The organism is Streptomyces sp. RKND-216 (assembly GCF_004795255.1).
GTDB classification, from domain to species: domain Bacteria; phylum Actinomycetota; class Actinomycetes; order Streptomycetales; family Streptomycetaceae; genus Streptomyces; species Streptomyces hazeniae.
On record NZ_SSBQ01000002.1, the window covers coordinates 3003501 to 3029964 of the forward strand.

Here is a 26464-nt window from a genome sequence, read left to right on the forward strand (position 1 = left end):
CGGCGGAGGGTATGCGGCCCTCGCGCACGGCGGTCAGGCGCGGTAGGCCGTCCAGAACTCGTTCATGCGGTCCACCTGGCCCTGGGTGAACAGGGTCATGCAGGAGTCGTACGTGTAGTCCATGAAGTTGTGGATCGGGTCCACGCCTCCGCCGCTGCAGGTGTCGCGGCCCGTGGGGCACTCGAACGCGGGGCTGGCCTCGGCCGCGGTGTCCGAGACGTAGTCGCCCTGGCCGCCGCAGCCGCCCTGGAAGGTGTGGTACAGGCCCATCCAGTGGCCGACCTCGTGCGTGCCCGTGTCGCCCTCGTCGTAGTTGGTGGCCGAGCCGCCCGGCAGCGACGCGTCGAGGACGACGACGCCGTCCATCTCCGGCTCGCTCTGGTAGGAGGTCGGGAAGGTGGCCCAGCCGAGCAGGCCGCCGCCCAGGTTGGCGGTGTAGAAGTTCAGCGCGTTCGCGCCGCCCTGGCGGAGGCTGGACTTCATGTTGGCCTCGGCCGCGCTGTCCGGCTGGAGGCCGTTGTACCAGTTGGCGTTGTCCGTGTAGGTCGTGTCGACCAGCTCGAAGCTGTAGGGCGACGCGGTGTTGCCCGAGCCGACACCGCCGAAGGCGTCGTTGAGGACGTCCATCTGGGCGCCGATGTCGCCGGCGGTCAGCTTGCCGGTCGCGCCGTCGTGGACGACGTGGAAGTAGACCGGGATGGTGACGGGGGCGAGCTGGCCGTTCTTGCCCTTCTTCTGCGCGAGCAGACCGTCGGCGCGCATCCGGTCGAGCTTCTTGTCCAGGGCCCGCTCCATCGCGGCGGCCTTCTTCGCGCTCACCGCGTTGGGTTCGTGGGCGGCGTGGTCGTGGCCGTGCGGGCGGGTCACGCGGGCGGCGGCGGGGGCGTTGCCGTGGCCCTCGGCGTGGCTGGGCTCGGAGTTGCCGTGGCCCTCAGCGGTGCGGCACTCCGCATCGACCGATGCGGCGGTCGTGGAGCGGGCGGCGTCGGCGGCGGCTCCCGTGGGGGCGGAGACGGGCACGAGGGCGAGTGTTCCGGCCACTGCGGCGATACCGATGAGGCGGTTACGGGCGGATGGGGATATTCGTCTGAATCGGCGCAAGGTGCGCTCCTCCCGAGACACCGGCGCGAGGGATCTCCTCGCATCCGCGGCGCAGGTTATGGCTGAGTGGCGAAAGCCAGCCAGGCCCGATCCGGCCCAAAGATTCGACGCAGCGTCGCCATCGGTGGGTGTGAGAGGTCTGGACAACTCGCGCCGGTGAGCCCACGCGACCGCCGTGTGACGCAGGACACTGCGGCATGTGCGCGGATTCGTGCGGATGTGCGCACGGCTTGCCGGGGTGGGTCGTCCCGCGTCAAGGGTCGGGGAGGGTCATCGGAATCTGGCCGGAAAGCATCTTGCCTCGTCACTTACCGGCAAGGAGTGCGCCGGGTACCGGACGCCGGGGCGGCGCGGCGCGCAGGGGTGTACCGGCGGGTGGGGCGTACGGGGCGCGAGAGGTGTCCGGGATGTGCGCGATGTCCGGGGCCTGCGGTGCGCATGGGGCGCGCGGGGGCGGAGCGCTGGAGGTGGAGTGTCCCGCGTGCCGGGGGTCGCGGCGTGTGTCAGAGGCGGCTCATGGTGCGGTCGACGGCGACCTCGATCAGTACCCGCTCCGGGTTGGGCTTCGGGCGCCGGCCGTAGCGCGCCTCGTACCGCTCCTCTGCGTCGGCGATCAGCGAGGGCTCGGTGCGGACCACCGCTCGGCCCTCCAGAGTGGCCCACCGCCGGCGGTCCACCTGGCACAGCGCGACCCGGCTGCCCCCCGGCCCGGCCGCCCGCACGTTGCGCACCTTCCGGCTCGTCCCGCGCGCGACCACCCGGGCCGTGTGCGTGCGGGGGTCGTACGTCACGCTCACCGGGACCACGTGTGGCGTGCCGTCGGGGCGGAAGGTGGTGAGAGTGGAGTAGTGGCGTTCGCGCCAGAAGGCGAGAAACGCCGGGTCGTCCTGGAGGGCCATGCCCCGACCGTAGCGCGGGGTTGCACTGTGGTGGGGGCGGCTCGCGGGCGCCCTCGCGAGTGCTGCGCGGACTGCTGCCGATATAGTTGAGTGGAATAGACTCAACTTGTTGTACCGTGGACCGTGCAAGGCATGGGATATCGCGGAAGAAGGAGGCAGAGACGAGCGTGGATGCCGAGCTGACCAACAGGAGCCGGGACGCGATCAGCGCGGCCAACGACCGGGCCGTCACCGACGGGCACCCCGACATCACCCCGGCCCATCTGCTGCTCGCCCTGCTCGAGGGCGAGGACAACGAGAACATCCAGGACCTGCTCGCCGGGGTCGAGGCGGACCAGGCCGCGTTGCGGGCCGGCGCCGAGCGGGAGCTCGCCGGACTGCCGCGCGTCCAGGGCTCCACCGTCTCCCGTCCGCAGGCCGACCGTGCGCTGCTCGCCGTGATCGCCGACGCCGGGCAGCGGGCCAAGGAGCTGGGAGACGCCTTCATCTCCACCGAGCACCTGCTGATCGGCGTCGCCGCCCGCGGCGGGCGAGCCGGGGAGCTGCTTGCGGAGCAGGGCGCCACCGACAAGAAGCTGATGGCGGCGTTCGAGAAGGTCCGCGGCGGCCGCCGGGTCACCACCCCCGACCCCGAGGGCACGTACAAGGCGCTGGAGAAGTTCGGCACCGACTTCACCGCGGCCGCGCGCGAGGGCCGGCTCGACCCGGTCATCGGCCGCGACCAGGAGATCCGCCGCGTGGTGCAGGTGCTCTCCCGCCGCACCAAGAACAACCCGGTGCTGATCGGCGAGCCCGGTGTCGGCAAGACCGCCGTCGTGGAGGGGCTGGCCCAGCGCATCGTGAAGGGCGACGTCCCGGAGTCGCTGCGGAACAAGCGCCTCGTCGCCCTCGACATCGGCGCCATGCTGGCCGGCGCGAAATACCGCGGCGAGTTCGAGGAGCGGCTGAAGACCGTGCTCGGCGAGATCAAGTCCAGCGACGGGCAGGTCATCACCTTCATCGACGAGCTGCACACCGTCGTCGGCGCCGGCGCGGGCGGCGACTCCGCCATGGACGCGGGCAACATGCTCAAGCCGATGCTGGCCCGCGGCGAACTGCGGATGGTCGGCGCCACCACCCTGGACGAGTACCGCGAGCGGATCGAGAAGGACGCCGCGCTGGAGCGCCGCTTCCAGCAGGTGCTGGTCGCCGAGCCCACCGTCGAGGACTCCATCGCGATCCTGCGCGGGCTCAAGGGCCGCTACGAGGCGCACCACAAGGTGCAGATCGCGGACGGCGCGCTGGTCGCCGCCGCCACCCTCTCCGACCGCTACATCACCTCCCGCTTCCTCCCCGACAAGGCCATCGACCTCGTCGACGAGGCCGCCTCCCGACTGCGGATGGAGATCGACTCCTCCCCGGTGGAGATCGACGAGCTCCAGCGCGCCGTGGACCGGTTGCGGATGGAGGAACTCGCGCTCGCCAGCGAGACCGACCCCGGCTCCGTGCAGCGCCTGGAGCGCCTGCGCCGCGAGCTCGCCGACAAGGAGGAGGAGCTGCGCGGCCTGACCGCCCGCTGGGAAAAGGAGAAGCAGGGCCTCAACCGCGTCGGCGAGCTGAAGGAACGCCTGGACGAGGCGCGCGGCCGGGCCGAGCGTGCGCAGCGCGACGGCGACTTCGAGGCCGCCTCCCAGCTGCTGTACGGCGAGATCCCGGCACTGGAGCGCGAGCTGGAGGAGGCCAGCGAGGCCGAGGAGGTCGCCGACAAGCAGGCCGCGGCCGCTCCCAGGGAGCTGATGGTCAAGGAGGAGGTCGGCCCGGACGACATCGCGGACGTCGTCGCCTCCTGGACGGGCATCCCGGCCGGCCGGCTGCTGGAGGGCGAGACGCAGAAGCTGCTGCGCATGGAGGACGAGCTGGGCCGCCGCCTGATCGGTCAGACGGAGGCGGTGCGTGCGGTGTCCGACGCGGTGCGGCGCAGCCGTGCCGGGGTGGCCGACCCCGACCGGCCCACCGGCTCCTTCCTCTTCCTCGGTCCGACCGGCGTCGGCAAGACCGAGCTGGCCAAGGCGCTGGCCGACTTTCTCTTCGACGACGAGCGGGCGATGGTCCGCATCGACATGAGCGAGTACAGCGAGAAGCACGCGGTGGCCCGGCTGGTAGGCGCCCCGCCCGGCTACGTCGGATACGAGGAGGGCGGCCAGCTCACCGAGGCGGTGCGGCGGCGGCCGTACAGCGTGGTGCTGCTGGACGAGGTCGAGAAGGCGCACCACGAGGCGTTCGACATCCTGCTCCAGGTCCTCGACGACGGCCGGCTCACCGACGGGCAGGGTCGTACGGTCGACTTCCGCAACACCCTCCTCATCCTCACCTCCAACCTCGGCAGCCAGCACCTGACCGACAGCCTGGAGAAGCCCGAGGAGCGGCGGGAGAAGGTGATGGCCGCGGTGCGGTCCGCGTTCCGGCCCGAGTTCCTGAACCGGCTGGACGACGTGGTCGTCTTCTCCGCGCTCGACGGCGCGGAACTGGCCCGGATCGCCGAGCTGCAGATCGGCGCCCTCCAGCGGCGGCTCGCCGACCGGCGGCTCCTGCTGGACGTCACTCCCGCGGCGCTTGCCTGGCTGGCCGAGGAGGGGAACGACCCGGCGTACGGCGCCCGGCCGCTGCGCCGGTTGGTGCAGACGGCGATCGGCGACCAGCTCGCCCGGGAGATCCTGGCCGGCGAGGTACGGGACGGCGGGACCGTGCGCGTGGACCGCGTCGACGGCGGCGACGGCCTCCTGGTCGCGCCCGCCCGCGACTGACCGCCGGTGCAAACGGCCCGATACCCGGCCGGTGCGGGGACTGCCCCGCGCCGGGCCGTGGTACCCGCCGCACGGGTGCCGCCCGGCCCGGGGCCCGTAGGGACCACCGACGGATGGCATCCGTCGCGGCCCGCGGTTTGCGTCTCCCGGCCCGTCATGGGGGAGGATGGCCGTATCCATACGAAGGGAAATCCACGGTGAGCATCGACCCGTCCTCGATCCCTAACTTCGGGGGCCAGCAGCCCGACCAGCAGGAGACCGGTCCCACCGGACCCGTCGTCCCCGACCAGGATCTGGTCAAGCAACTCCTCGACCAGATGGAGCTGAAGTACGTCGTCGATGACGAGGGCGACCTCGCCGCTCCGTGGGAGGAGTTCCGCACGTACTTCATGTTCCGCGGCGAGGCGGAACAGCAGGTCTTCTCGGTGCGCACGTTCTACGACCGGCCGCACAAGATCGAGGAGAAGGGCGCCGTCCTCGAGTCGATCGACGACTGGAACCGCCGCACCCTGTGGCCCAAGGTCTACAGCCACACCCACGACGACGGCACCGTCCGCCTCATCGGCGAGGCACAGATGCTGATCGGCACCGGCGTGTCCCTGGAGCACTTCGTGTCCAGCGTCGTCAGCTGGGTGCGCGCCTCGATCGAGTTCGACAAGTGGATGGTGGAGCAGCTCGGGCTGGAGAAGGACGCCGGCTCCGGCGCCGACGGCGAGGACTCCGGCTCCGACTCCTGACCTCTGACGCACGGCGCCCACGGGCCCGGACGAGGTGCCCCGGCACCCCGCCCGGGCCCGTCCGCGTCCGCATCCGTGCGATCCGAGGCGTCCCGTTGGCGCGGCGGGCCACAAGGATCCCTTCCGACATGCGGAAGAGAGCGTCCGCATGTCGGTGCGGGGGTACCACCCATGGCGGTGTGACCTTTCCGTGACCTACCCTGGTCCGGCTCGTGATCCGAGGAGGACGGACGCGACGAGGCGGAAGATGGGCAGGCATGCAGCGGCCAGAGGGCACGACGGGTCCGGTCGGAACGACGGTGGCGGAACGCCCGCCGGGGACGCGCGAGGGCGCGCCGCCCCGCGAGCAGAGGTTCCGCGGCGACGTGGAGGGACTGCGGGCGCTGGCCGTGTGCGTGGTCCTGGCCTACCACGCGGGAGCGGCCACGTTCGCCGGGGGCTACGTCGGCGTCGACGTGTTCTTCGTCGTCTCGGGATATCTGATCACCGGCCTGCTGCTCCGGGAACTCCAGCAGACCGGCAGCATAGCCCTGACGCGGTTCTACGCCCGTCGCATGCGGCGCCTGCTTCCGCTGGCCTGCCTGGTGCTGCTCACGGCGGCCGCGGCGGCATGGCTGCTCTTCTCGCCGGTCGAGCGTCAGCAGGTCTTCGAGGACGTCATCGCCTCGGCGCTCTACGCGGTCAACTGGCAGCAGGCGGCAGAGGCGGTCGACTACTCCGCGGTGGGCACCGCCGCGAGCCCCGTCCAGCACTTCTGGTCCCTCTCCGTGGAGGAGCAGTTCTATCTCGTCTGGCCGCTTCTGCTGCTCGCCTGCGGTCTCGGCAGCCGACGACGCGCACCCCGGGTCCGTCTGGCATTCGGCCTGGGATCCGTCGCCGCCGCTTCCTTCGCCTACTCCGTAGTGCTGACGACCACCGAGGCGGGCGTGGCCTACTTCTCCACGCTCACCCGGGGATGGGAGCTGGCGGCCGGGGGACTGCTCGCCCTGGTGCCGACCGCGCGTCTGCGTGAACTCCCTCGCCGGGCGCCCGCGGTGCTGGGCTGCGGCGGCCTCGCCGCCGTCCTCACCTCCGTCACCGTCTACGACGACACGACGCCGTTCCCCGGCGTGCCCGTGCTGCTGCCGGTGCTGGGCACCGTCGCCCTCATCGCCGCCGGCACCGCGGGCCCCCACCCGGTCGCCCGGGTCCTGGAGCTCCCGCCCGTCCGCTACCTCGGCCGGGTGTCCTACTCCTGGTATCTCTGGCACTGGCCGGCCATCGTCTTCGCGACCGCCTTCTTCTCCGGTCTGCCCACCTCGATCCTCCTGCTCGTGGTGGTGCTCTCGCTGATTCCCGCCGCACTGAGCCACCGCCTGGTGGAGGAGTATTTCCGCCGCGCCCGCGCGTTCGCGCCGAACGGCCGCAGCCTGGCCCTGGGCGGCGGGTGCACGGCGCTCGCCGTCCTCGCCGCTGCGCTCTCCTGGAACAGCGTGCCGCGGGTGCCGCAGGCGGAGCCGCACGAGGTCACCGGTGCCCGGTCGTTGCTGGGCGGTGAGCCGCTGCAGCACACCGCGGACGCCTTGCGCCCGCTGCCGGAGAAGGCCGCCGAGGACAAGGGCCGGGCGCACCGGGACGGCTGCCTCGTCGCCCAGCGCGCCACCCGGTCCCCCGCGTGCGTCTACGGCGACACCACGGCCGGCACGACCGTCGTGCTCTATGGCGACTCCCACGCCATGCAGTACGCCCCGGCCCTGGAACGTGTCGCCCAGAAGCGGAAGTGGCGGCTGGTCGTGCTCACCAAGTCCGGCTGCACGCCGGCGGACCTCCCCACCTGGAACCCCCGGCTCAAGCGGGAGTACACCGAGTGCGCGGAGTGGCGCGAGCGGACGCTGGAGCGCATCGAGCGGGACGAGAAACCCGACCTGGTGGTGACCGGAAACCTGGCCACGGTGCGCGCCGTCGCCGACGGCGACCGGCTGGGGGCCGAGGACAGCGCCCGCCGCGTCCGGACGGCCTACGCCGACTCCTTGGAGCGTCTGCAGCGCGCGGGAGCGCGGACCGTCGTGGTCGCGGACAACCCGCACCCGCCCGAAGACGTGCCCGCCTGTGTCTCCGCACACCTGGAGGATCTCTCGCAGTGCGTCGTGCCCGAACGCACCGGACTGGACTTCACGCCGGTCAACCGCCAGGCGGCAGGGGACGTCTCCGGCGCACGGCTGATCGACCCGGGCGAGGCGTTGTGCCGGGACGGTGTCTGCCCCGCGGTGATCGGCAACGCACTCGTCTACCGCAACGGTGCGCACCTGACGGCGACGTACATGGAGACGATGGCCGACTGGCTGGACGGCGAGCTTCCCTCCGTCCGCTGAACGGGCGGGGCCGCCGACCCCGTTCAGCGGCGGGTGATGCGGGCGATGAGCAGGGCGATGTCGTCGTGGTGGTCGGGGTGCCGCAGCGCGCGCAGCAGCCGGTCGCAGGTCTCCTGGAGCCCGGCCCCGGGCGTGAGGAGTTTCCGCAGCAGGGCCAGCCGTTCGTCGATGTCCTGGCCGCGCACCTCCACCAGGCCGTCGGTGTAGAGGACCAGTTCGTCGTCCGGGCGCAGCCGGACGGCGGTGCTGTGGAAGGGGACGGTGCCCACGCCGAGCGGGGCGCCGGTGGGCAGGTCGAGGAGCTGCGCGGGCAGCCCGGGGCGGGCCAGCACCGGTGGCAGGTGCCCTGCCGAGGCGAGCCGGCACTCGCCGGTGGCGGGGTCGTACACGGCGTACAAGCAGGTGGCGATCGACTGCTCCAGGCCGGTGCTGCTGCGGTCGACGCTGCGCAGGATGCCGTCCGGCTCCAGGTGGAGGTGGGCGAGCGCGCGGATGGTCGTCCGCACCTGGCCCATGGTCGCGGCGGCGGTGACTCCGCTGCCCATCACGTCGCCGACCACCAGCGCCGTCCTGCCACCCGCCAGCGGGATGACGTCGAACCAGTCCCCGCCGACTTCGCTGGCCGCCCCTGCGGGCTGGTAGCGGTAGGCGATCTCCAGGCCGGGCTGCGGCTCGGGGAGCTGCGGCAGCAGGGAGCGCTGGAGGGTGAGCGCGGTGGCCCGCTCCCGCTGGTACCAGCGCGCGTTGTCGATGGAGATCGCCGCCCGGCCGGCCAGTTCGCGGGCCAGCACGACGTCGTCCTCGTCGAAGGGCTCCGGGTTGCCGATGCGCTTGAGGTCGAGCGCGCCGAGCACCGTGCCGCGGGCGATGAGCGGGACGGCCAGGTAGGAGTGCAGCCCGGCGCGGTCGAGGAGCCGCGCCGACTCGGCGTCGCGGGCGATGAGGGCCAGGTCGGTGGGGCGCACCCGGGGCACGCGGACGGGGGCGCCGGTGGCGACGCACCGGGCGACCAGCCGGTCGGTGCCGTAGCGGGCGGCCTCGCCGACCGGGTCGGCGGCGCGGGCGGCCTCGGTCGGGTCCGCCTCGGCCAGCGCCAGCGCCCGGAACACCGGCGGCCCGGATGCCTCCCCGGGCCCGCCGCGGTGCTCCAGGACGTCCTCGAGGATGTCGACGGCGGCCAGGTCCGCGAGGCGGGGGACGACGGCGTCGGCGAGTTCGCGGGCGGTCTGCTCCAGGTCCAGGGTGGTGCCGATCCGTGCGGTGGCGTCCGCGATGGTGGTCAGCCGTTCCCGGGCGCGGGCCGCTTCGGTCGCCGCCTCGTGCTGCTGGGTGATGTCGCGCAGCGCGACGGTGAGCCCCAGCACGTCGCCGCCGGCCGACTCGAGACGGAAGTAGGAGAGGTGCCAGGCGTGCTCGTGGTCCGGGTCGCCTGCCGGGCGGCCCAGGACGGGCTGGTCGCGCAGCGGCGTCCCCGTCCGCAGGACGTCCCGCATCACCGACTCGGCCGTGTCGGAGTCGACGAACGGCAGGATGTGCCGGACGCTGCGGTCGAGGCGGGCGTGCGGCGGGAGGCCGGCGATGTCGCCCAGCGCGGGATTGACGCTGACGGTGCGCAACCGGGTGTCGAAGACCGCGACTCCGATCGGAGACTGGGCGACCACGCGGGTGGACAGCGCGACCTCGCGCTCCACCTGGCGCACGGTGCCCTGGTCGGTCGCCAGCCCCAGCGCGTAGGGGTCGCCGCGGTCGTCCGTCAGCCGCATGTTGCGGAACTCCAGCAGGCGCACTCCGCCGTCCCGGTGGCGGACCGGGAACACGCCGGCCCACGCACCGCTGCTTTCGGCCATGACCTCGGCGAAGAGCTTCTGCGCGCGGTCGCGGTACTCCGGGGGGACCAGCGTCCGTACTGCCGGACGCCCGAGCACCTCCGACGCGCGGAAGCCCATCAGCTCCTCGGCCTGCGGGCTCCACAGCACGATGCGCCCGGAGGCGTCGATCACCACGGCGGCGACGGCCAGGACGTCCATCAGTCCGCCGGGCGGCGAGGGGGCGAAAGAGGGGCGGTCCTCCTCGCCGACCCCGGTGCGGGACCCGTCGGTGACCATGTACGGCTGCTCCCTCCGAAAGGGACCCCGCGGGTGCCGGCCGTGCGGCGGACACCGGGGGAGGGACCGCGGTCCTCTCATCGTCTCTCGCCTCGCCGAGCGCCGCAGCTTCCCGTGGTGCCCCGGCCCGGACACGGCGGAGCCCGGCCGCCGGGATCGGCGGCCGGGCTCCGGCACGGTGGCGCGCGGTGGCGGACGGTCAGCCGCTCAGCTCCCACACGGCGTGGGCGAGGGCGTCGGCGTTGCGGTCGAGCGCCTCCTCGCTGATGTTCGTCAGGTCGTCGCAGGAGGCGTGGTAGCACGGGTCGAAGGACTCGCCCGGCGTGCCGCCCCACTTGTCGGCCTGTTCCTGGGTCTTCGTCGCGCCCGCTCCGGTGAAGAGGCCGCCGACGGGTATGCCGGCGTTCTGGAACGAGGCGTGGTCGCTGCGCCCGTTCGTCTCGGTCGACGCCTCGGTGGGGATGCTCTTCGCGGAGAACCAGTCGGTGAAGACCTTCTCCAGCGCCGGGTCGGAGTCGTAGACGAAGTAGCCGGGGTTGGGGGAGGCGATCATGTCGGCGTTGAGGTAGCCGTCGATCGTCTCCGCCTGGCCGGCGGTCAGGCCGTCCACGTAGTGCCGGGAGCCGACCAGGCCGACCTCCTCGGCGCCCCACCAGGCGAAACGCAGGTGCTTGGTGGGCTTCAGGTCGGCCTCGGCCACGGCGAGGGCGACCTCGAGGACGCCGGCGCTGCCCGAACCGTTGTCGCTGATGCCCGACCCGTCGCTCACCGAGTCGATGTGGGCGCCGGCCATCAGCACCTGGTCCGGGTCGCCGCCGGGCCAGTCGGCGATCAGGTTGTAGCCGGTCGCGCCGCCGTGCGTGAACTCCTGCAGGGAGGTCTCGAACCCGGCGGCGTCCAGCTTGGCCCTGACGTAGTCGACGGACGCCTTGTGGCCGGGCTGTCCGTGGGCCCGGTTGCCGCCGTTGTCGTCGGAGATCTGCTGCAGGTCCCTCAGGTCCTGGACGACGGCGCCGGCGGGGATGTCGGGGGCCGCGGCGGCTGCGGGCTCCGCCTGGGCCTGGGTGAAGGTGAGGAGGGTCGCGCCGAGGGCCGTGCACGTGGTCACGGCCATGACGCTTCTGCGCTTGAGGGTGCGGATCATGCGGTGCTCCGGTGTGGTGTGGGGAAGCCGCCCGCCGGAGGGTGGGCCCCGGCGGGCGGCGAACCGGTCTGCATGTGTGGGGAGTTGTGCGTGCGGCGTCGCCGCTTACTGCACGTTGACTCCGGTCCAGGCGGCCTCGACCGTGGACACCTCGGTGCTGTCCGCGCCGTAGAGGGCGGTGGCCGCGGCGACCGTCGCCCGGCGGGCGTCGGCGTAGTCCGTGGTGGAGGTCATCTCCTCGGTCAGCGCCTTGAACCAGATGGCCGCCGCCTTGTCGATGCCGATGCCCTCGACGGTGGAGTCGTCGTGCGTCGGGCTGTTGTAGGTGACGCCGTTGATGGTCTTCTCGCCGCTGCCCTCGGCCAGCAGGTAGAAGAAGTGGTTGCCGATGCCCGAGCTGTAGTGGACGTCGACGTTCGCGGCGTCCTCGGACCAGTAGTCCAGGGAGCTGCCGTCCTTGCTCGGCTGCGCCATGTAGCGCAGCGGGGAGCCGTCGCCGCGGATGTCGATCTTCTCGCCGACGTGGTAGTCGCCCGGGTCCTCCGGGTTCTGCGCGTGGAACTCCACGGCCGCGGCGAAGATGTCGGAGGTGGCCTCGTTCAGGCCGCCCGACTCGCCCTGGTAGACGAGGCCGGCGGTGGCGGAGGTGACGCCGTGCGTCATCTCGTGCGCCGCCACGTCGATCGACGTGAGCGGGTGCTCGTTGTTCGCGCCGTCGCCGTAGGTCATGCAGAAGCAGGAGTCCTGCCAGAAGGCGTTCTGGTAGGCCTCGCCGTAGTGGACGCGGCTGGTGGCGCCCTCGCCGTCGCCGCGGATGCCGTCCCGGCCGTGCACGTTCTTGTAGTAGTCCCAGGTCAGCGCCGCACCGTAGTGGGCGTCGACGGCCGCGGTCTGCGGGTCGGCGGGAGTGCCGTCGCCCCAGGTGTCGTCGGTGTCGGTGAAGACCTGGTTGCCGTTGTCGGCGTCCTGCGTCTCGTGGCCGCCGCGTGCGGAGTCGGTCATGGTGAACGACCCGCCGGAGCCCTCGGTCCCGATCTCGACCTCGCCGGCGTACATGCTGCTGCCGGTGCCGTTGTGCACGGCCTGCCACTCGTACAGCTTCTCGCCGGTCTTCGCGTCGGTGACGACGTGCAGCTCGTTCGGGGTGCCGTCCTTCTGCTTGCCCCCGAGGACCTTCTCCCAGGCCAGCGTCGGCTTGCCGTCCGCGGCCCAGATCACCTTGCGCGGCGCCTTGCTGCCCTTCGCGTCCGCCTGCGCGGCGGACAGCGACGGCTTCTGGGACTTCGGCGCGTCGGTGGAGGCCACCTTGATCTCGGCCTCGACGGCCTTGGTGACACCGGTCTTCTCGCCGGTCGCGTTGCGGTGCACGATCAGGTCGCCGCCGAGGACGGGCAGGCCGTCGAAGGTGCGGGCGTAGCGGGTGTGCGTGGAGCCGTCGCGGTTCTTCACCACGTCCTTCACCTCCAGCCCCTGCTTCTCGCCGAGGCCGAGGACCCGAGCGGTCCGCGCCTTGGCGGCGTCGGTGTCGGCCGACTTGACCAGCTCGGTGCGGTCCGACGGCGACAGCGAGACGGGCATGGCGCCCTTGTCGAAGCCGTCCTTGTCGGGAGCCGCTCCGGCGGTGCCGGCAGTCACGCCCGCGGCGACCAGCGCCGCGGTGGCGGCGAGGGCGGATATACGGTGCTTCTTCGTGGTGAGTCTCACCCGGTAACTCCTTCTGCGTGGGGACCGGGAGACGAGGTGAACTCCCGGGCAGAATCGGTTGCACATCACTCGAACGAGTGACGTAGAACGGCACCCTGCCACGAGAGTCGGGTTCATGTCACCGGTGCCCCAGCAATTGCCTTTTCGTTTGCAGGCGTTCGGCGCGTCTGCTATCCGGAGAGGTGGTGTGGACCCATGACGAGATCCCCACGTCAGAGGGCATGTCACGACGCCGTCGGGCAAGTGCCCGGCGAGCAGGGGCTTTTCTTCCGAAGAACGTGAAGAATCGGTGCGCGTTCTTCGGTCTCGGCCGAATGCCAACTACCGAAGAGCCCGTGCGGCTCGTGCTGCACGGGCTTCGGCTCGCTCACCGAACGCACATCCCGTTGCGATTGCCACGACGGGAAAATCTTCAACTACCGCTCTGCCGGGTGCCGTCCGCGTTCCGGGAAACCGTCCGGAATGCCGCCCTATCCGCTGCTCTGCGGCATGGGGAAACCCCGCGCGCCGGGCTCCCGGGGAATGGTCTCGCCGTCCGGGGGGAAGACGCCTCAGCCCGCGCCCTTGAGCCGCCGGGCCGCTTCGGCGAGCACGTCGTGCCGCTTGCAGAAAGCGAAGCGGACGTAGGGCGCCCCCGCGGCCTGGTGGTCGTAGAAGACCTGGGTGGGCACCGCGACCACGCCGCAGCGTTCGGGCAGACCGAGGCAGAAGTCGAGTCCGCTCTCCGCGCCCAGCGGGCGGATGTCGGCGGTCACGAAGTACGTGCCGGCCGGCCGGAAGACGCCGAAGCCCGCTTCGGCCAGCCCCTGGGACAGCAGGTCGCGCTTCTCCCTCAGGTCCTCGCGGAGCGCGGTGTAGTAAGCATCCGGCAGCGCCAGCGCCTCGGCCACCGCGTACTGGAACGGCCCGGCGGAGACGAACGTGAGGTACTGCTTCGCCGAACGCACCGCCGTGACCAGCTCCGCGGACCCGGTGACCCAGCCGACCTTCCAGCCGGTGAAGGAGAACGTCTTGCCCGCCGAGGAGATGGTGACCGTGCGGTCCCGCATGCCGGGGAAGGAGGCCAGCGGCAGGTGCTCGCCGTCGAAGACCAGGTGCTCATACACCTCGTCGGTGACGGCGAGCAGGTCGCGTTCGCGGCACAGTTCGGCGATCGCGGCCAGCTCCTCGCGGCGCAGCACGGTGCCGGTGGGGTTGTGCGGGCTGTTGAGCAGCAGCAGCCGGGTGCGGTCGGTGACGGCGTCGCGCAGCTCGTCCAGGTCGAGGTGGTAGGCGCCGTCCTCTCCGGGGCGCAGAGTGACCGGCACCCGCGTGCCGCCGGCCATCGCGATGCTCGCCGCGTACGAGTCGTAGTACGGCTCCAGGGCGATCACCTCGTCGCCGGGCTCGACCAGGCCCAGCAGCGAGGCCGCGATCGCCTCGGTGGCCCCGGCGGTGACCAGCACCTCACGGTCCGGGTCGCAGGTGACGCCCAGGTGGCCGTAGAACCGTTCCTGATGGGCGGCCACCGCCTGCCGGAGCTCCGGTACGCCCGGCCCCGGCGGGTACTGGTTGCCGCGGCCGTCCCGCAACGCCCGTACGGCGGCCTCGCGCACCTCCTCCGGGCCGTCGGTGTCCGGGAAGCCCTGGCCCAGGTTGATCGCGCCGGTGCGCACGGCGAGGGCCGACATCTCGGCGAAGATCGTGGTCCCGAACTCGGCGAGGCGGCGGTTGAGCAGCGGGCGTCGGTCAGCGGTCATGGGCGCCATCCTCGGGCACACCCCCCGCATCCTCAACCTCGTCGTACCACCGGGAAGCTCTGGTCTTCCTCAACTCCGGTGTGAGCGAAGCCGGCGGCGGCGATACCTCTGCCAAGCGCGGCGTCGCCGGTACAGGGGGCCGGCGACGTCCGGACAGTACAGCACGAACGGGGGATCTCATGAGCATCGTCATAGGCATCGTCCTGGTCGCCGTGATCGCGGTGATCATCGCCGTGTCGGCGAGCACGGCAGGGAAGTCCCGCCCGAAGCGGCGGACGCGGAGCACCTGGGGCAGTGGCGCCTGGGTCGGGCCGGGCGGCGGTGACGGCGGGGGCGGCTACTTCGACGGAGGCGGCGGCGACGGCGGTGGTGGCGACGGGGGCGGAGGCTGCTGAAGCCGACGGCGGCTGCCCGCTCCGGCACGGAGGACAGGCCGGGGCGGGGCCGTCCGTCCGGACGCCCGGCCGGGCCCGGACGCGTCCGTGGCGTGCGGCCGCTCGGTGACATGCGCGTGAGGGCACCGTGACCGCGCGGTGTCCTTGAGGATTGAACAGGTGAGCGCTCCCGCCCCCACGCGGATGGAAACCGGCCACGGAAGGGCAAAAACGCTGTAGGTGTGGCGAGTTCCGTGATTCGGTGAAGGCTCCACCCCCCTCCACCACCACCGACTGCGTCTTGCGGAGCCGACCCATGCTCACCACTCTCAAGACCGCGTACAGCGATACCCGCGCCGGCGACCTCGCCTGGGCGCTCGGTCTGGAACCGCTTCCCGCGCTGGCCACGCTGGACCTCGAACTCGCCGACGCACACGTGCAGTTGCGGCTGCTGGGCGCGTCGCACCAGGTCATCCTCGAGGACGGCCGGGGCTCCTGCTCCGAGACCGTCGCCTGCATGCCCGGCAGCACCGCACCGCTGCCGCTGGGCGTCTCCCGGCAACTCGGCGAGCGGGACTACGAGTTCGCCTCCCGCGTGGAGACCCTGTCGACCGGCTCGTTCGTCGGCAGGGCGCAGGAGCTGATCGCGCTCGTCGCGGAACACCCGCACGGACTCGCGGGCACCTATCCGGGCAGCCCGCACGCCTTCACCGCGCTGCTGGTGCAGCGGCACGAGGATCAGGTGCACTGGCGCACCTGGCACTCGTACCCGCAGGAGGGCAGGCTCGTCTCGACCCGCACCCGGGTGGTGCTCGACGTGCTGCACGCGGGCGGGGCCCCGGAACGCCGCGCGGACCTGAACACCCGCGGGGACGGCCGTCGGTCGTCCGGCGGGGCAGGCCGGGAGGGAGCGCTGCTCTGACGGGGGCCGCGCCCGCGCCCGCCCGGCGTGAACGGGGTAGCGCGCACGGGTGCGCACGCCCCGGTCACGCTTGTGGGTGACAGGCGGGGCATATTCCGTCACGTAGCGTGCGTGTCATGATCGACCAGTACGTCCCGTCCGCACGGCTGCCCGTACCGGCCGCCGTCGGCCGGGCGGTGGTGCTGGTCTGCGTCTTCGTCTGCGCGGCCTGCGGACTCGTCTACGAGCTCGAACTCGTCGCGCTGGCCGCCTCCCTCATCGGGGACCCGGTGACCCAGGCGTCGGTGGTGCTGGCCGTGATGGTCTTCGCCATGGGCGTCGGCTCGCTGCTGGCCAAACGGCTCCGCTGCCGCGCGGCCGTCGGCTTCGGTCTGGTGGAGGGCCTGCTGGCGCTGGTCGGCGGCGGCTCCGCGATGGCGCTGTACGCGAGCTTCGCCTGGTTCGGTGCTCCCCGGGCCACGCTGGTGGCCCTCGCCGTCGCCATCGGTGTGCTGATCGGCGCCGAGATGCCGCTGCTGATGACCCTGATCCAGCGCATCCGGCGCCAGGACCCCGGCGGCGCCGTCGCCGACCTGTTCGCCGCGGACTACGTGGGTGCGCTGGTGGGCGGGCTCGCCTTTCCCTTCCTCCTGCTGCCGTTCTTCGGACAGCTGACCGGCGCCCTGCTCACCGGGGTGGTCAACGCGGTGGCCGGCGGCGTGGTGGTGCTCTGGCTCTTCCGGTACGACCTGGGCCGCCGTGCCCGCTGCGGCCTGCTGGTCGTCAACGGCGCGGTGTGCGCGCTGCTCGCCCTCGCCGCCCAGCTCGTCTCCCCCTTCGAGCACGCCGCCCGGCAGGCGCTCTACGGCGCGGACGTCCGGGTCTCCGTCGACGCGGACGGCCGGCAGCTCGTGCTCACCGGGCAGCCGCTGCCCGGCAGCCGCCGCAGCGGCGGCGAGCACCTGCTGCGGTTCTTCGTCGACGGCCGGCTGCGGGTCTCCTCGGCCGACGAGGAGCGCTACCACGAGGCGCTGGTGCACCCGGCGTTCGCCTCCGGTCCGCGCGGCCGGGTGCTGCTGCTCGGCGGCGGCGACGGCCTGGCGCTGCGGGAGATCCTCGGCTACCGCCAGGTCCGGTCGGTCACGGTGCTGGTGCAGGAGCCCGGAGTGGTGGACCTGGCCCGCACCGATCCGGTGCTGACCCGCATGAACGGCCGCGCCTTCGCCGACCCCCGCGTGCGGGTGGTCACCGCCGACGCCTTCCACCGCCTGCGGACCCGCGATCCGGGCGCGCGACCGTACGACGTGATCCTCTCCGGCCTGCCCGGCCCGCAGGGGCCGGACGCGCGCCGGCTCTATTCCCAGGAGTTCTACGGCCTGCTGGCCCGTGCCCTCGCACCGACGGGCCGCCTCGCCGTGCACGGCGGACCGCCGGACCTGAGTCCCCGCGATTTCTGGACGGTCGAGGCGACGCTTCGGGCGGCGGGCCTGGCCACCACGCCGTATGCCCTGGGCGGGCGGGTCTCCGGGCACGCCACGGCCTCCGCCCGTCCGGCCCTCCCCTTTCCCGGCGACGGAGACGGAGAGCCCGGGCGTGTCTCGGACCAGTGGGGATTCGTGCTCGCCGCGCCCGGGAACACGCCGCCCGCCGTGCGGACGGCGCCGCCACCGGTACGGCCCGCGCTCAGCGCGCTGACCGGACGCTCCCTGTCCTCCGCAGTGAGCCGTGCGGGGGCACAGCGCATGGCCGGGCTGCCTTCCTCCACGCTGATGCACCCGCGCTACGACGAGTGAGCACGTGCCGCCGCCGTCGGACGGGGGTGGCGGGGCAGGGGCGAGCCGCGCGCCCGGGGGATGCCGGGCGCCGGGTGCATCACGACGCGCGGAGGAATGCTGCCGGGGATGTCCATCGATTCGGTCCTGGTGGGTAGGCTCCGGCGTATGGAGCACGAGGTGTACGTTCCGTTTTCCGTCGGCTCGGTACGTGCGGCGCTCGCCGAGCGTGAGCGCGTGGCACGCTGCGTCCCCGGACTCCAGGTGGACGCCGCTTCGGGCGGTGGCGACGCGGTGGAGGGCCGCCTGCGCGTCCGCATCGGGGGCTCCACCATCACCTACCGGGGCAGTCTCACGCTGATCCCGCAGGGCGACGGCTTCACCGTCGAGGGATCCGGCGCCGAGGCCCGTGGCAGCGGCACGGTCAAGCTCGCGCTGAAGCTGGTGCCGCACGCGGCCGAGGACGGTGAGGGCACCCGCCTCACCTGCTCCGGCACGGTGACGGGGGAGGGCCGCCTTTTCGAGCACGAGCAGAGGACGACGGTCGGCGCCGGAAGACGGCTGCTGGACCGTTTCTGCTCCGCGCTGGAGGAGAGCTTGCGCACGGACGGCGTCTCCGGCGTCTCCGGCGTCTCCGGCCCTCCGTCCGGTGCCGAGGGACCCGAGGACGTCGAGTCCCGGAGCGGCGCCGGGCGTCCCGCCGGGCTCGGCGCACCCGACGACAACGAGCGCGTCATCCCCGGCATCCCCGGTCCGGAGACCGGCGAGCCCTCGGCCCGCCGGGAGGAGGAGAAGCCGTCCGGCGGCATCTTCGACGCCGACGTCCCGCCCTCGTCCCTGGACCCGACGGGCGACGAGATCGACGACGAGGAGCCGTTCGAGGAGGAGTTGGTCGACGAGGACGCCGCGACAGCGGAGGCCGCACACGCCCGGCGCACCATGATCGGACGGAGCGCCGAAGAGGTGGACCATGCTCCGCCGCGCGGCCGCTACGCGCCGGTGCCCTCGCCCCAGACCGGCGCCGCGACCGACGCGCTGCGCTGGGCGGCGCCCGCCGCGGCCGCCGTCCTCGCTGGTGCCGTCGTGCTGACCCGCGCGCTGCGACGCCGCCGCTGATCCGGGCGTCCTGTCGTCGAGCGGCCGGTTTCGCGGTCGCCGGCCCGCGCAGTGTGCCGAGGTCGCGGGCGGCGCGTGCAAGCCGCCGCCGTCCATGCCGTGCGGGCGACCTTGCGACGGTCCGTCAACACCCGGGCGCGGCCGCGCACCTCACCCAGGGCGTCCCCCTTAGGGTCGTCGCATGACCAACTCCGCCACCCCCGTCACACTCCGCTCCGGCGACACCGCGGTCACCGTCGAACCGGAGAACGGCTGCCGTCTGGCGTCGCTCGTCGCGGGCGGCACCGAACTGCTGGTCCAGGGCCCCGGCCACGGGGCGTTCGTCATGGCTCCCTGGTGCGGTCGCACAGACCACGGGCGCTTCCGCAACGGCGGGGAGCTGCACCAGCTACCGGTGCCGTCCGAGCAGGACGTCCGCGACGGGCTCGGTGGTCCGCACGCGATGCACGGCACGGTCCGGCGCCTGCCCTGGCGCACCATCCGTGCCGATGAGCGATCCGCCGCGTTCACCGTCGGGCTGACCGACCCGTGGCCGTGGGACGGCGTGGTGACCCAGCTGGTGGAGCTGGCGGAGGACGGCGGCGGCATCACGCTCACCCTGGGCGTGGAGACCTACGGCAACTCGTTCCCGGCACAGGCCGGCTGGCACCCGTGGTTCCGCCGCACGCTGCGCGAGGGCGGAGCGGAGGCGCAGATCCGCTTCGCGCCGGAGTGGCAGGAGGAGCGCGGCGCGGACCATCTGCCCACCGGCCGTCGCATCGAGCCGCAGCCCGGGCCGTGGGACGACTGCTTCGGCATGCCGCAGGGCGTGGACGTCACCCTGACCTGGCCGGAGGAGCTGGAGCTGAACGTCTCCAGCCGCGCCGAGTGGGTGGTGCTCTACGACGAGCAGCCGGCCGCCGTATGTGTGGAGCCGCAGTCCGGCCCGCCGAACGGGCTCAACTCGCTGCCGCGTTTCGTCACGCCGATCGAGCCGTTGGAGATCGCCACCACCTGGACCTGGCGCCACCTGACCTGACCCGACCCGATCAGTGGGCGCTCGCATAGGCTCGGGTGCATGGACGAGACGCGTGCCGCGCTGCTGCAACAGATCAAGACCAAGGCCGTGGTGCACGGCAAGGTGACTCTCTCCTCCGGGATCGAGGCCGACTTCTACGTCGACCTGCGCCGGATCACCCTGGACGGCGAGGCGGCCCCGCTCGTGGGGCAGGTCATGCTCGACGCCACCGCCCACCTCGACTACGACGCCGTGGGCGGCCTGACGCTGGGCGCCGACCCCGTCGCGGCCGCCATGCTGCACGCGGCGGCCGCCCGCGGCCGTCACCTGGACGCGTTCGTCGTGCGGAAGGCCGGCAAGGCGCACGGCCTCCAGCGCCGCATCGAGGGCCCGGACGTCGCCGGACGGCGCGTGCTGATCGTGGAGGACACCTCCACCACCGGGGGTTCCCCGCTCACCGCCGTCGAGGCCGCGCGCGAGGCGGGCGCCGAGGTGGTCGCGGTGGCGACCATCGTGGAACGCTCCGCCGCGGCCGCGATCGACGATGCCGGCCTGCCGTACGTGTACGCGTACGACCTGAACGACCTGGAACTCGCCTGACGTTCACGCGGACGGCCGGTCGATGTTTCACGTGAAACTACGTTCCGTGACCGACTCCGCCGCCGTCGTGCGCGGACCGGCCGCCCGGGAGGCCGCCCGGGCCCGCGGGTGAGGGGGGCTGGAGGTTCGGGCCCCGTCTGGAAAGATGGGGGGCGACGATGACGTCGCCTCCCTCAGCCGAGCCCGGTCCCGGACCCCGACCCCGGAGCCGTACGGCCACGCACCACGTACTTCACAAGGAGCGGACAGATGCCCATCGCAACCCCCGAGGTCTACAACCAGATGCTCGACCGGGCGAAGGCAGGCAGGTTCGCCTACCCGGCCATCAACGTCACGTCTTCGCAGACGCTGCACGCCGCTCTGCGCGGCTTCGCCGAGGCGGAGAGCGACGGCATCATCCAGATCTCCACCGGCGGTGCGGAGTTCCTGGGCGGCCAGTACGACAAGGACATGGTCACGGGTGCGGTGGCGCTCGCCGAGTTCGCGCACATCGTCGCGAAGAAGTACCCGGTGAACGTCGCCCTGCACACCGACCACTGCCCCAAGGACAAGCTGGACGGCTACGTCCGCCCGCTGGTCGAGATCTCCAAGGAGCGCGTGGCCGCAGGCCAGAACCCGCTCTTTCAGTCCCACATGTGGGACGGCTCCGCCGAGAACCTCAAGGACAACCTGGAGATCGGCCAGGAACTGCTCGCCGCCACCGCAGCCGCCAAGATCATCCTCGAGGTCGAGATCACCCCGACCGGCGGCGAGGAGGACGGCGTCACCCACGAGATCAACGACGAGCTCTACACCACCGTCGACGACGCCATCCGCACCGCCGAGGCCCTCGGCCTGGGGGAGAAGGGCCGCTACCTGCTGGCCGCGTCGTTCGGCAATGTGCACGGCGTCTACAAGCCGGGCAACGTCGTGCTCCGTCCGGAGCTGCTGCGCGACCTCCAGGACGGAGTCGCCGCGAAGTTCGGCACGCAGAACCCGTTCGACTTCGTCTTCCACGGCGGTTCCGGCTCCACCGACGAGGAGATCGCCACCGCGCTGGAGAACGGCGTGGTCAAGATGAACCTGGACACCGACACCCAGTACGCCTTCACCCGCCCGGTCGCGGACCACATGTTCCGCAACTACGACGGCGTGCTCAAGATCGACGGCGAGGTCGGCAACAAGAAGGTCTACGACCCCCGCAGCTGGGGCAAGGCAGCCGAGAAGAGCATGGCCGCGCGCGTGCAGCAGGCCTGCGGCGCCCTGCGCTCGACCGGCACCCGCCTGAAGTGACCCGCACGCCCGGACGCTGACGCGCACGGCGCCCACCCGGCTCCCCACAGGGCCCGGCACCGCACGGTGCCGGGCCCTGTGCGGTGGGTGCCCGGGCCGGGCGTGCAGACTGGAGACATGACCGTTCACGAGAACCTGCTCGGGGGCCCGCCCCCGACCCACCTGCCCGACGACCCCGAGCCGCGGGAGCTGCTCGCCTCCGGCACGGCGCCCGCCGACGTGGCCGCGAAGCACCCCACGTCCTCGCTGGCCTGGGCGCAGCTCGCCGACGACGCCTACACCGCGGGACGAGTCGTCGAGTCGTACGCCTACGCCCGCACGGGCTACCACCGGGGCCTGGACGCCCTGCGCCGCAACGGCTGGAAGGGCCACGGCCCGGTGCCGTTCGAGCACGAGCCGAACCGCGGCTTCCTGCGCGCGCTGCACGCACTCGCCCGGGCGGCCCAGGCCATCGGCGAGCTGGAGGAGTACGAGCGCTGCAGCACCTTCCTCAAGGAGAGCTCGCCGACCGCGGCGTCCACGCTGTCGTAGCGAACGGCGTAGCGCTCGGTGTGACACACGGCGCCGCACGGCGCGCGGGGCCTGCCCGGATGGCCGGGTGAGCACCGCCTCGCGGCATATGCCCGGCCCGGACTTGTCCCGGCCGGGCATGCTCGCGATGATGCTGTGTGGGCCGCGCACGGATCGCACGGCCCGAGGGGACCGGAGCTCCATCGCCGAACGGAAGGAGCGGACCGCTACCCGGACGCCACGATCCACGGAGACACCAGATGTCCCACGAAACCGGCGTTCCCGCCGGTCAGCCGTCCCCGGACGCACCCGCGCCCGAGCCGCAGACCGACGAGGTACAGGCCCCCGAGCTGGACTTCCACGGCACCACCCCGTACGAGGACTACGTACAGGCGGACGTGCTCACCCACCTCCAGCACCCGCTCTCCGACGACCCGGGCGAGATGGCCTTCCTGGTCACCACGCAGGTCATGGAGTTGTGGTTCACGCTGATCGTCCACGAGTGGGAGACCGCTGCGCGGTCGTTGCGCGGGGACGACCTGAACGGCGCGCTCGCCGCGCTGAAGCGTTCGACCTACGAGTTGCAGTCGCTGAACGCGTCCTGGGAGCCGATAGCCCACCTCACCCCCGCGCAGTTCAACGCCTACCGCTCCGCCCTCGGTGAGGGCAGCGGCTTCCAGTCCGCCATGTACCGGCGGCTGGAGTTCCTGCTCGGTGAGAAGTCCGCCTCCATGCTGGTGCCGCACCGCGGCGCCCCCCGCGTGCACGCCGAGCTGGAGAAGGCCCTGCACCAGCCCAGCCTCTACGACGAGGTGCTGCACTACCTGTCCCGGCACGGCCAGGACGTGCCCGCGCAGGTGCTGGAGCGGGACGTGTCGCGCAAGTACGAGCCCGACGCGGCCGTCGAGGCCGTGTGGGCCGGCGTCTACACGGCGGAGGGCGACGGCGATCGGGAGCTGGTCCGCCTCGGCGAGGCGCTGACCGAGGTCGCCGAACTCGTCTGGCGCTGGCGCAACGACCACCTGGTCGCCACCCGCCGCGCCATGGGCTCGAAGGTCGGCACCGGCGGCTCCGCCGGCGTCGCCTGGCTCGAGAAGCGCGCCACCAAGAATGTGTTCCCCGAGCTCTGGACGGCCCGCAGCCATGTCTGAGACCACCACAGTCGCGGGCGCAGCCCGCCGCGGCGACCCCGCCGAGGAGGCCGCCGCCCTCGACGCCGGCGACCGTCTCGCCGCCAAGCGCGCCGAGTTCGTCCTCGACGACACCGTCTACCTGGACGGCAACTCGCTGGGCGCGCTGCCCGCCGGGGTGCCCGACCGGGTCGCCGACGTGATCCGGCGGGAGTGGGGCGAGATGCGCATCCGCTCCTGGACCGAGTCCGGCTGGTGGGAGGCCCCCGAGCGGATCGGCGATCGCATCGCCCCGCTCGTCGGCGCAGCCCCCGGCCAGGTCGTGGTGTCCGACTCCACCAGCGTCAATGTGTTCAAGGCCGTCGTCGGTGCCGTCCGCATCGCGCAGGAGGACGCCCCCGGCCGCACCGAGGTCCTGGTGGACGCCTCCACGTTCCCCACGGACGGCTACATCGCCGAGTCCGCGGCCCGCATGACGGGCTGCACCGTGCGTCCGGTCCCGGCGGGCGAGATGGCCGCCGAGGCCGGCCCGTACACGGCCGTGATGCTGGTCAACCACGTCGACTACCGCACCGGCGAACTCGCCGACCTGTCCGGCACGACCCGGGCGGCCCACCGGGCCGGCGCGCGCGTGGTGTGGGACGTGTGCCACACCGCGGGTGCACTCCCCGTCGACCTGGACGCGCACGGCGTCGACTTCGCCGTCGGCTGCACCTACAAGTACCTCAACGGCGGCCCCGGCGCGCCCGCGTTCCTGTACGTGCGCGCCGACCTGGCCGAGCGCTTCGACTCGCCGCTGCCGGGCTGGAACTCGCACGTCGACCCGTTCGCCATGGCCTCGGTCTACGCGGCGGGCGAGGGCGCGGTGCGCGGCCGCGTCGGCACGCCCGACATCCTGTCGCTGCTCGCGCTCGAGGAGTCGCTGAAGGTCTGGGACGGCGTCGACATCGCGGACGTGCGTGCGAAGTCCCTCGCCCTGACGGACTTCTTCGTCCGCTGCGTCGAGGCGTACGTACCGGACGGACGGGTGCACGTCATCACCCCGACCGCGCACGAACGGCGCGGCAGCCAGGTCGCGCTGCGCTGCCCGGACGCGGGCGAGGTGATGACGGAGCTGATCGCGCGCGGCGTCGTCGGCGACTACCGCCGGCCCGACGTGCTGCGCTTCGGCTTCACTCCGCTCTACACCTCGTTCGCCGACGCCGAGCGCGCCGCGCGCGTGCTCGCAGAGGTGCTGGCCGAGGCCACGACGCCGGGCGGCCCGGCTTGAGCGACGCCCCCGGCACAGGGCAGGCCGACCGGGAGTGGGCCGCGCTGAGCGGCCTGCCCCCGGTCGCCCCCGACCGCACCCTGCGCTACGGCGACCACCCCTCGCAGGTGATCGACCAGTACGGCCCGCCCGACGGCCCCCGCGTCACCGTGCTGCACGGCGGCTACTGGCGGGAGGCGTACGACCGCTCCCACCTCACGCCGTTCGCGGGGGCGCTGGCCGCGCACGGCTGGACCGTCGACCTGGTGGAGTACCGCCGGATCGGCGGCGACGGCGGCTGGCCGCGTACGGCCGACGACGTCGACGCCGCGCTGGGCGCCCTCCGCGCACCCCCGCACGTGCTGCTCGGCCACTCCGCGGGCGGCCAGCTCGCGCTGTGGGCGGCGTGGAAGCGGGACCGCGCGGCGGCAGCCCGCGTGCTGGCCGTCGCGCCGGTCGCCGACCTGGCCCGCGCCCACGCCCTCGGCCTGAGCGAGGGTGCCGTCGCGGAGTTCCTGGGCGGCGAGGAGCACGTCGCGGCGCGGCTGCCGGAGGCCGACCCGATGCGCCTCTTCCCCCGCGTCCCGGTGGAGATCCTGCACGGCACCGCCGACCCCGACGTCCCCGTCGAGCTCTCCCGCCGCTACGCGGCCGACTGGGGCGCCCGCCTCCACCTCCTCCCCGCCACCGGTCACTTCGCCCCCCTCACCCCCGGCACCCCCGCCTTCCACGTCCTCCTCGACGCCCTGCGCTGACGTCCTGGCCTCGCTCGGCGCCACGCCACGCGCGGGGATCGTGGGCCCGTCCGCGGCGGACCGAACGGGCCGTCGGGCGGCGGCGCGGAGCCGGGCCGGGAAATCCAGGCGTCGTCCACCCGGTCTCGTCAGCCGGGTGGGTCCGGTTGCTTCGCCGGGGCGGCGTCGTGCCGGTCCGAGGGTGCCCGGCGCCGTAGGGCGCTGCGCGTGCGGTCCATCTCCCGCCACTCCGGACGGAGTGCGGACGCCGAGACCACCGCGACGTACACCACCGCCACGCCCACGAGCGCGGGTGCCAGGCCGACTGCTGGGCCGGGTGGGGGCGTTGGCCGACCGCGAGCAGCAGCAGCCGGTCGCCGCGCAGGAAGCGGAAGCCGTCCACGAAGATCCGCCAGTAGCCCTCGGGCACCTCCTGACCAGGCGTCGAAGGCGGTGTCGCGGCCCGCCCCACCCCTCGCGGCAGCGTCACGCCGATCACCAGCGAGCCGAGCGCGAACAGCACCGCGATGACCGCCAGGCTGGGGCCGCGACGACGTCGCGGCCCCACTCGGGAGAGCCCGCTACGGCCGGCTGACCGGCTCCGGACGACTGCCGCCGACCCGGCGGCAGTGCGGGGTGTCGGCCGGACGGGTCGTCACGGGGGCGTCGGCGAGGGCGAAGCAGAGCTGCGCGTGCAGCAGTTCCGCCTCCGCCGGGGACATGCGGAGGGCGAGGTCGCCGTCGAACCGGCCGTCCTGCTGCAGCCAGAGGTGCAGCGCGTACCGCCCGTCCTCCTCCCGCCGCAGCGGCTTGCCGGGAACGCGATGGACGCGCAGTCCCCCCGGGAGCGAGCCCGTCAGGCGGCCACCCCCGCCCACGACGCCCCGCTCGCCGGGGAGCCGACGCCCTGCCCGTCGAGGGCGACTGCCAGTGCGGTGATCCGCTCCCGCTGTTCGGGGGTCAGCAGCCACGGTCGGCTGAGGACGCGCCCGGGGTGGTCCACGATCGGCCACCAGTCGTCCGCGGCGCGCGGCGAGGGCCGCGATGCGGCCGGGGTCGCCGTGTCGCCCGTCGCCGTCCTGCGGCGGCACCCGGTGGCGGGCACGAGCACGGCCACCAGGCCGGTGAGTGCCCGCAACAGGGCATGCCGGATAGGCTTGGTCACGCTGACGCTCCTCTACAAGCGTTGGCCACGCCCCGGGGTGGTCGGACACCGCCGGGGCATCTTCACGTCGGCAACCTGTTG

Annotated in this window: 21 protein-coding genes and 1 pseudogene; 14 read left to right on the forward strand and 8 right to left on the reverse strand. The window is 72.9% G+C overall.

The features are described from left to right. Window positions 1–33 precede the first annotated feature (33 nt). Both E4198_RS13385 and E4198_RS13390 read right to left on the reverse strand, forming a co-directional pair. Window positions 34–1101, reverse strand: a complete 1068-nt coding sequence (locus tag E4198_RS13385) for a zinc metalloprotease (RefSeq protein WP_247597668.1) — start codon at window positions 1099–1101, stop codon at window positions 34–36. A gap of 503 nt (window positions 1102–1604) precedes the next feature. Further along, window positions 1605–2000: a TIGR03618 family F420-dependent PPOX class oxidoreductase gene (locus E4198_RS13390; protein ID WP_136183354.1), complete on the reverse strand. Its 396-nt coding sequence runs from the start codon at window positions 1998–2000 to the stop codon at window positions 1605–1607. A 167-nt stretch (window positions 2001–2167) separates the two neighbouring features. Between E4198_RS13390 and clpB the strand changes: the two genes are divergently transcribed. From clpB to E4198_RS13405, 3 genes are all read left to right on the forward strand, one after another. Continuing rightward, the gene (gene clpB, locus E4198_RS13395; protein WP_136183355.1) at window positions 2168–4783 is read left to right on the forward strand and encodes an ATP-dependent chaperone ClpB; all 2616 of its coding nucleotides are present in this window, start codon (window positions 2168–2170) and stop codon (window positions 4781–4783) included. A 197-nt stretch (window positions 4784–4980) separates the two neighbouring features. Next, a complete protein-coding gene (locus E4198_RS13400; RefSeq protein ID WP_136183356.1) occupies window positions 4981–5520 on the forward strand; it encodes a YbjN domain-containing protein in 540 nt (179 codons plus the stop codon). A gap of 257 nt (window positions 5521–5777) precedes the next feature. Further along, entirely contained in the window at window positions 5778–7871 is a 2094-nt protein-coding gene (locus E4198_RS13405) for an acyltransferase family protein (protein WP_136183357.1), read from the forward strand. 23 nt (window positions 7872–7894) lie between these two features. On the opposite strand, the gene E4198_RS13410 is transcribed toward E4198_RS13405, so the two are convergent. The 4 genes from E4198_RS13410 to E4198_RS13425 all read right to left on the reverse strand — a co-directional run bounded on the left by E4198_RS13410 (window position 7895) and on the right by E4198_RS13425 (window position 14572). Continuing rightward, window positions 7895–9976, reverse strand: a complete 2082-nt coding sequence (locus E4198_RS13410; protein ID WP_136183358.1) for a SpoIIE family protein phosphatase — start codon at window positions 9974–9976, stop codon at window positions 7895–7897. Window positions 9977–10175: 199 nt separating this feature from the next. After that, a complete protein-coding gene (locus E4198_RS13415; RefSeq protein WP_136183359.1) occupies window positions 10176–11120 on the reverse strand; it encodes a M28 family metallopeptidase in 945 nt (314 codons plus the stop codon). Between the two features lie 105 nt (window positions 11121–11225). Continuing rightward, entirely contained in the window at window positions 11226–12824 is a 1599-nt protein-coding gene (locus E4198_RS13420; protein WP_136183360.1) for a M4 family metallopeptidase, read from the reverse strand. A 551-nt stretch (window positions 12825–13375) separates the two neighbouring features. Continuing rightward, window positions 13376–14572, reverse strand: a complete 1197-nt coding sequence (locus E4198_RS13425) for a pyridoxal phosphate-dependent aminotransferase (RefSeq protein ID WP_136183361.1) — start codon at window positions 14570–14572, stop codon at window positions 13376–13378. 170 nt (window positions 14573–14742) lie between these two features. Here E4198_RS13425 and E4198_RS13430 point away from each other — a divergent pair, with 170 nt between their 5' ends. From E4198_RS13430 to E4198_RS13480, 11 genes and pseudogenes are all read left to right on the forward strand, one after another. Further along, complete coding sequence (locus tag E4198_RS13430) at window positions 14743–14958, forward strand: hypothetical protein (RefSeq protein WP_136183362.1); 216 nt, start codon at window positions 14743–14745, stop codon at window positions 14956–14958. Window positions 14959–15253: 295 nt separating this feature from the next. Continuing rightward, window positions 15254–15745 (forward strand): annotated as a pseudogene (locus E4198_RS13435) (DUF2617 family protein); the annotation flags it as partial. A gap of 230 nt (window positions 15746–15975) precedes the next feature. Further along, window positions 15976–17631: a polyamine aminopropyltransferase gene (locus tag E4198_RS13440; RefSeq protein ID WP_136183364.1), complete on the forward strand. Its 1656-nt coding sequence runs from the start codon at window positions 15976–15978 to the stop codon at window positions 17629–17631. A gap of 147 nt (window positions 17632–17778) precedes the next feature. Next, on the forward strand, window positions 17779–18726 hold the full coding sequence (locus E4198_RS13445) for a hypothetical protein (protein ID WP_136183365.1): 948 nt from the start codon (window positions 17779–17781) through the stop codon (window positions 18724–18726). A 181-nt stretch (window positions 18727–18907) separates the two neighbouring features. Continuing rightward, on the forward strand, window positions 18908–19744 hold the full coding sequence (locus E4198_RS13450) for an aldose 1-epimerase (RefSeq protein WP_136183366.1): 837 nt from the start codon (window positions 18908–18910) through the stop codon (window positions 19742–19744). Window positions 19745–19783: 39 nt separating this feature from the next. Then, the gene (gene pyrE / locus E4198_RS13455; RefSeq protein WP_136183367.1) at window positions 19784–20323 is read left to right on the forward strand and encodes an orotate phosphoribosyltransferase; all 540 of its coding nucleotides are present in this window, start codon (window positions 19784–19786) and stop codon (window positions 20321–20323) included. A 249-nt stretch (window positions 20324–20572) separates the two neighbouring features. Further along, the gene (gene fbaA, locus E4198_RS13460; protein ID WP_136183368.1) at window positions 20573–21595 is read left to right on the forward strand and encodes a class II fructose-bisphosphate aldolase; all 1023 of its coding nucleotides are present in this window, start codon (window positions 20573–20575) and stop codon (window positions 21593–21595) included. Between the two features lie 117 nt (window positions 21596–21712). Further along, window positions 21713–22126 (forward strand): DUF3151 domain-containing protein, encoded by a 414-nt coding sequence (locus tag E4198_RS13465; protein ID WP_027764225.1) that lies wholly within the window; start codon window positions 21713–21715, stop codon window positions 22124–22126. Between the two features lie 239 nt (window positions 22127–22365). Then, window positions 22366–23256, forward strand: a complete 891-nt coding sequence (locus tag E4198_RS13470; RefSeq protein WP_136183369.1) for a tryptophan 2,3-dioxygenase family protein — start codon at window positions 22366–22368, stop codon at window positions 23254–23256. Further along, window positions 23249–24505 carry a kynureninase gene (kynU, locus tag E4198_RS13475; protein ID WP_136183370.1) on the forward strand — a complete coding sequence of 419 codons (1257 nt, stop codon included), beginning with the start codon at window positions 23249–23251 and terminating at the stop codon, window positions 24503–24505. The genes E4198_RS13470 and kynU overlap by 8 nt, the downstream gene beginning before the upstream one ends. Then, on the forward strand, window positions 24502–25239 hold the full coding sequence (locus E4198_RS13480) for an alpha/beta hydrolase (RefSeq protein ID WP_136183371.1): 738 nt from the start codon (window positions 24502–24504) through the stop codon (window positions 25237–25239). The genes kynU and E4198_RS13480 overlap by 4 nt, the downstream gene beginning before the upstream one ends. 560 nt (window positions 25240–25799) lie before the next feature. Here the strand turns inward: E4198_RS13480 and E4198_RS13485 are convergent. Then, complete coding sequence (locus E4198_RS13485; RefSeq protein ID WP_136183372.1) at window positions 25800–26096, reverse strand: hypothetical protein; 297 nt, start codon at window positions 26094–26096, stop codon at window positions 25800–25802. Beyond that, complete coding sequence (locus E4198_RS13490) at window positions 26075–26383, reverse strand: hypothetical protein (RefSeq protein ID WP_136183373.1); 309 nt, start codon at window positions 26381–26383, stop codon at window positions 26075–26077. Before E4198_RS13490 ends, E4198_RS13485 begins: the two co-directional genes overlap by 22 nt. Window positions 26384–26464: the final 81 nt, after the last annotated feature.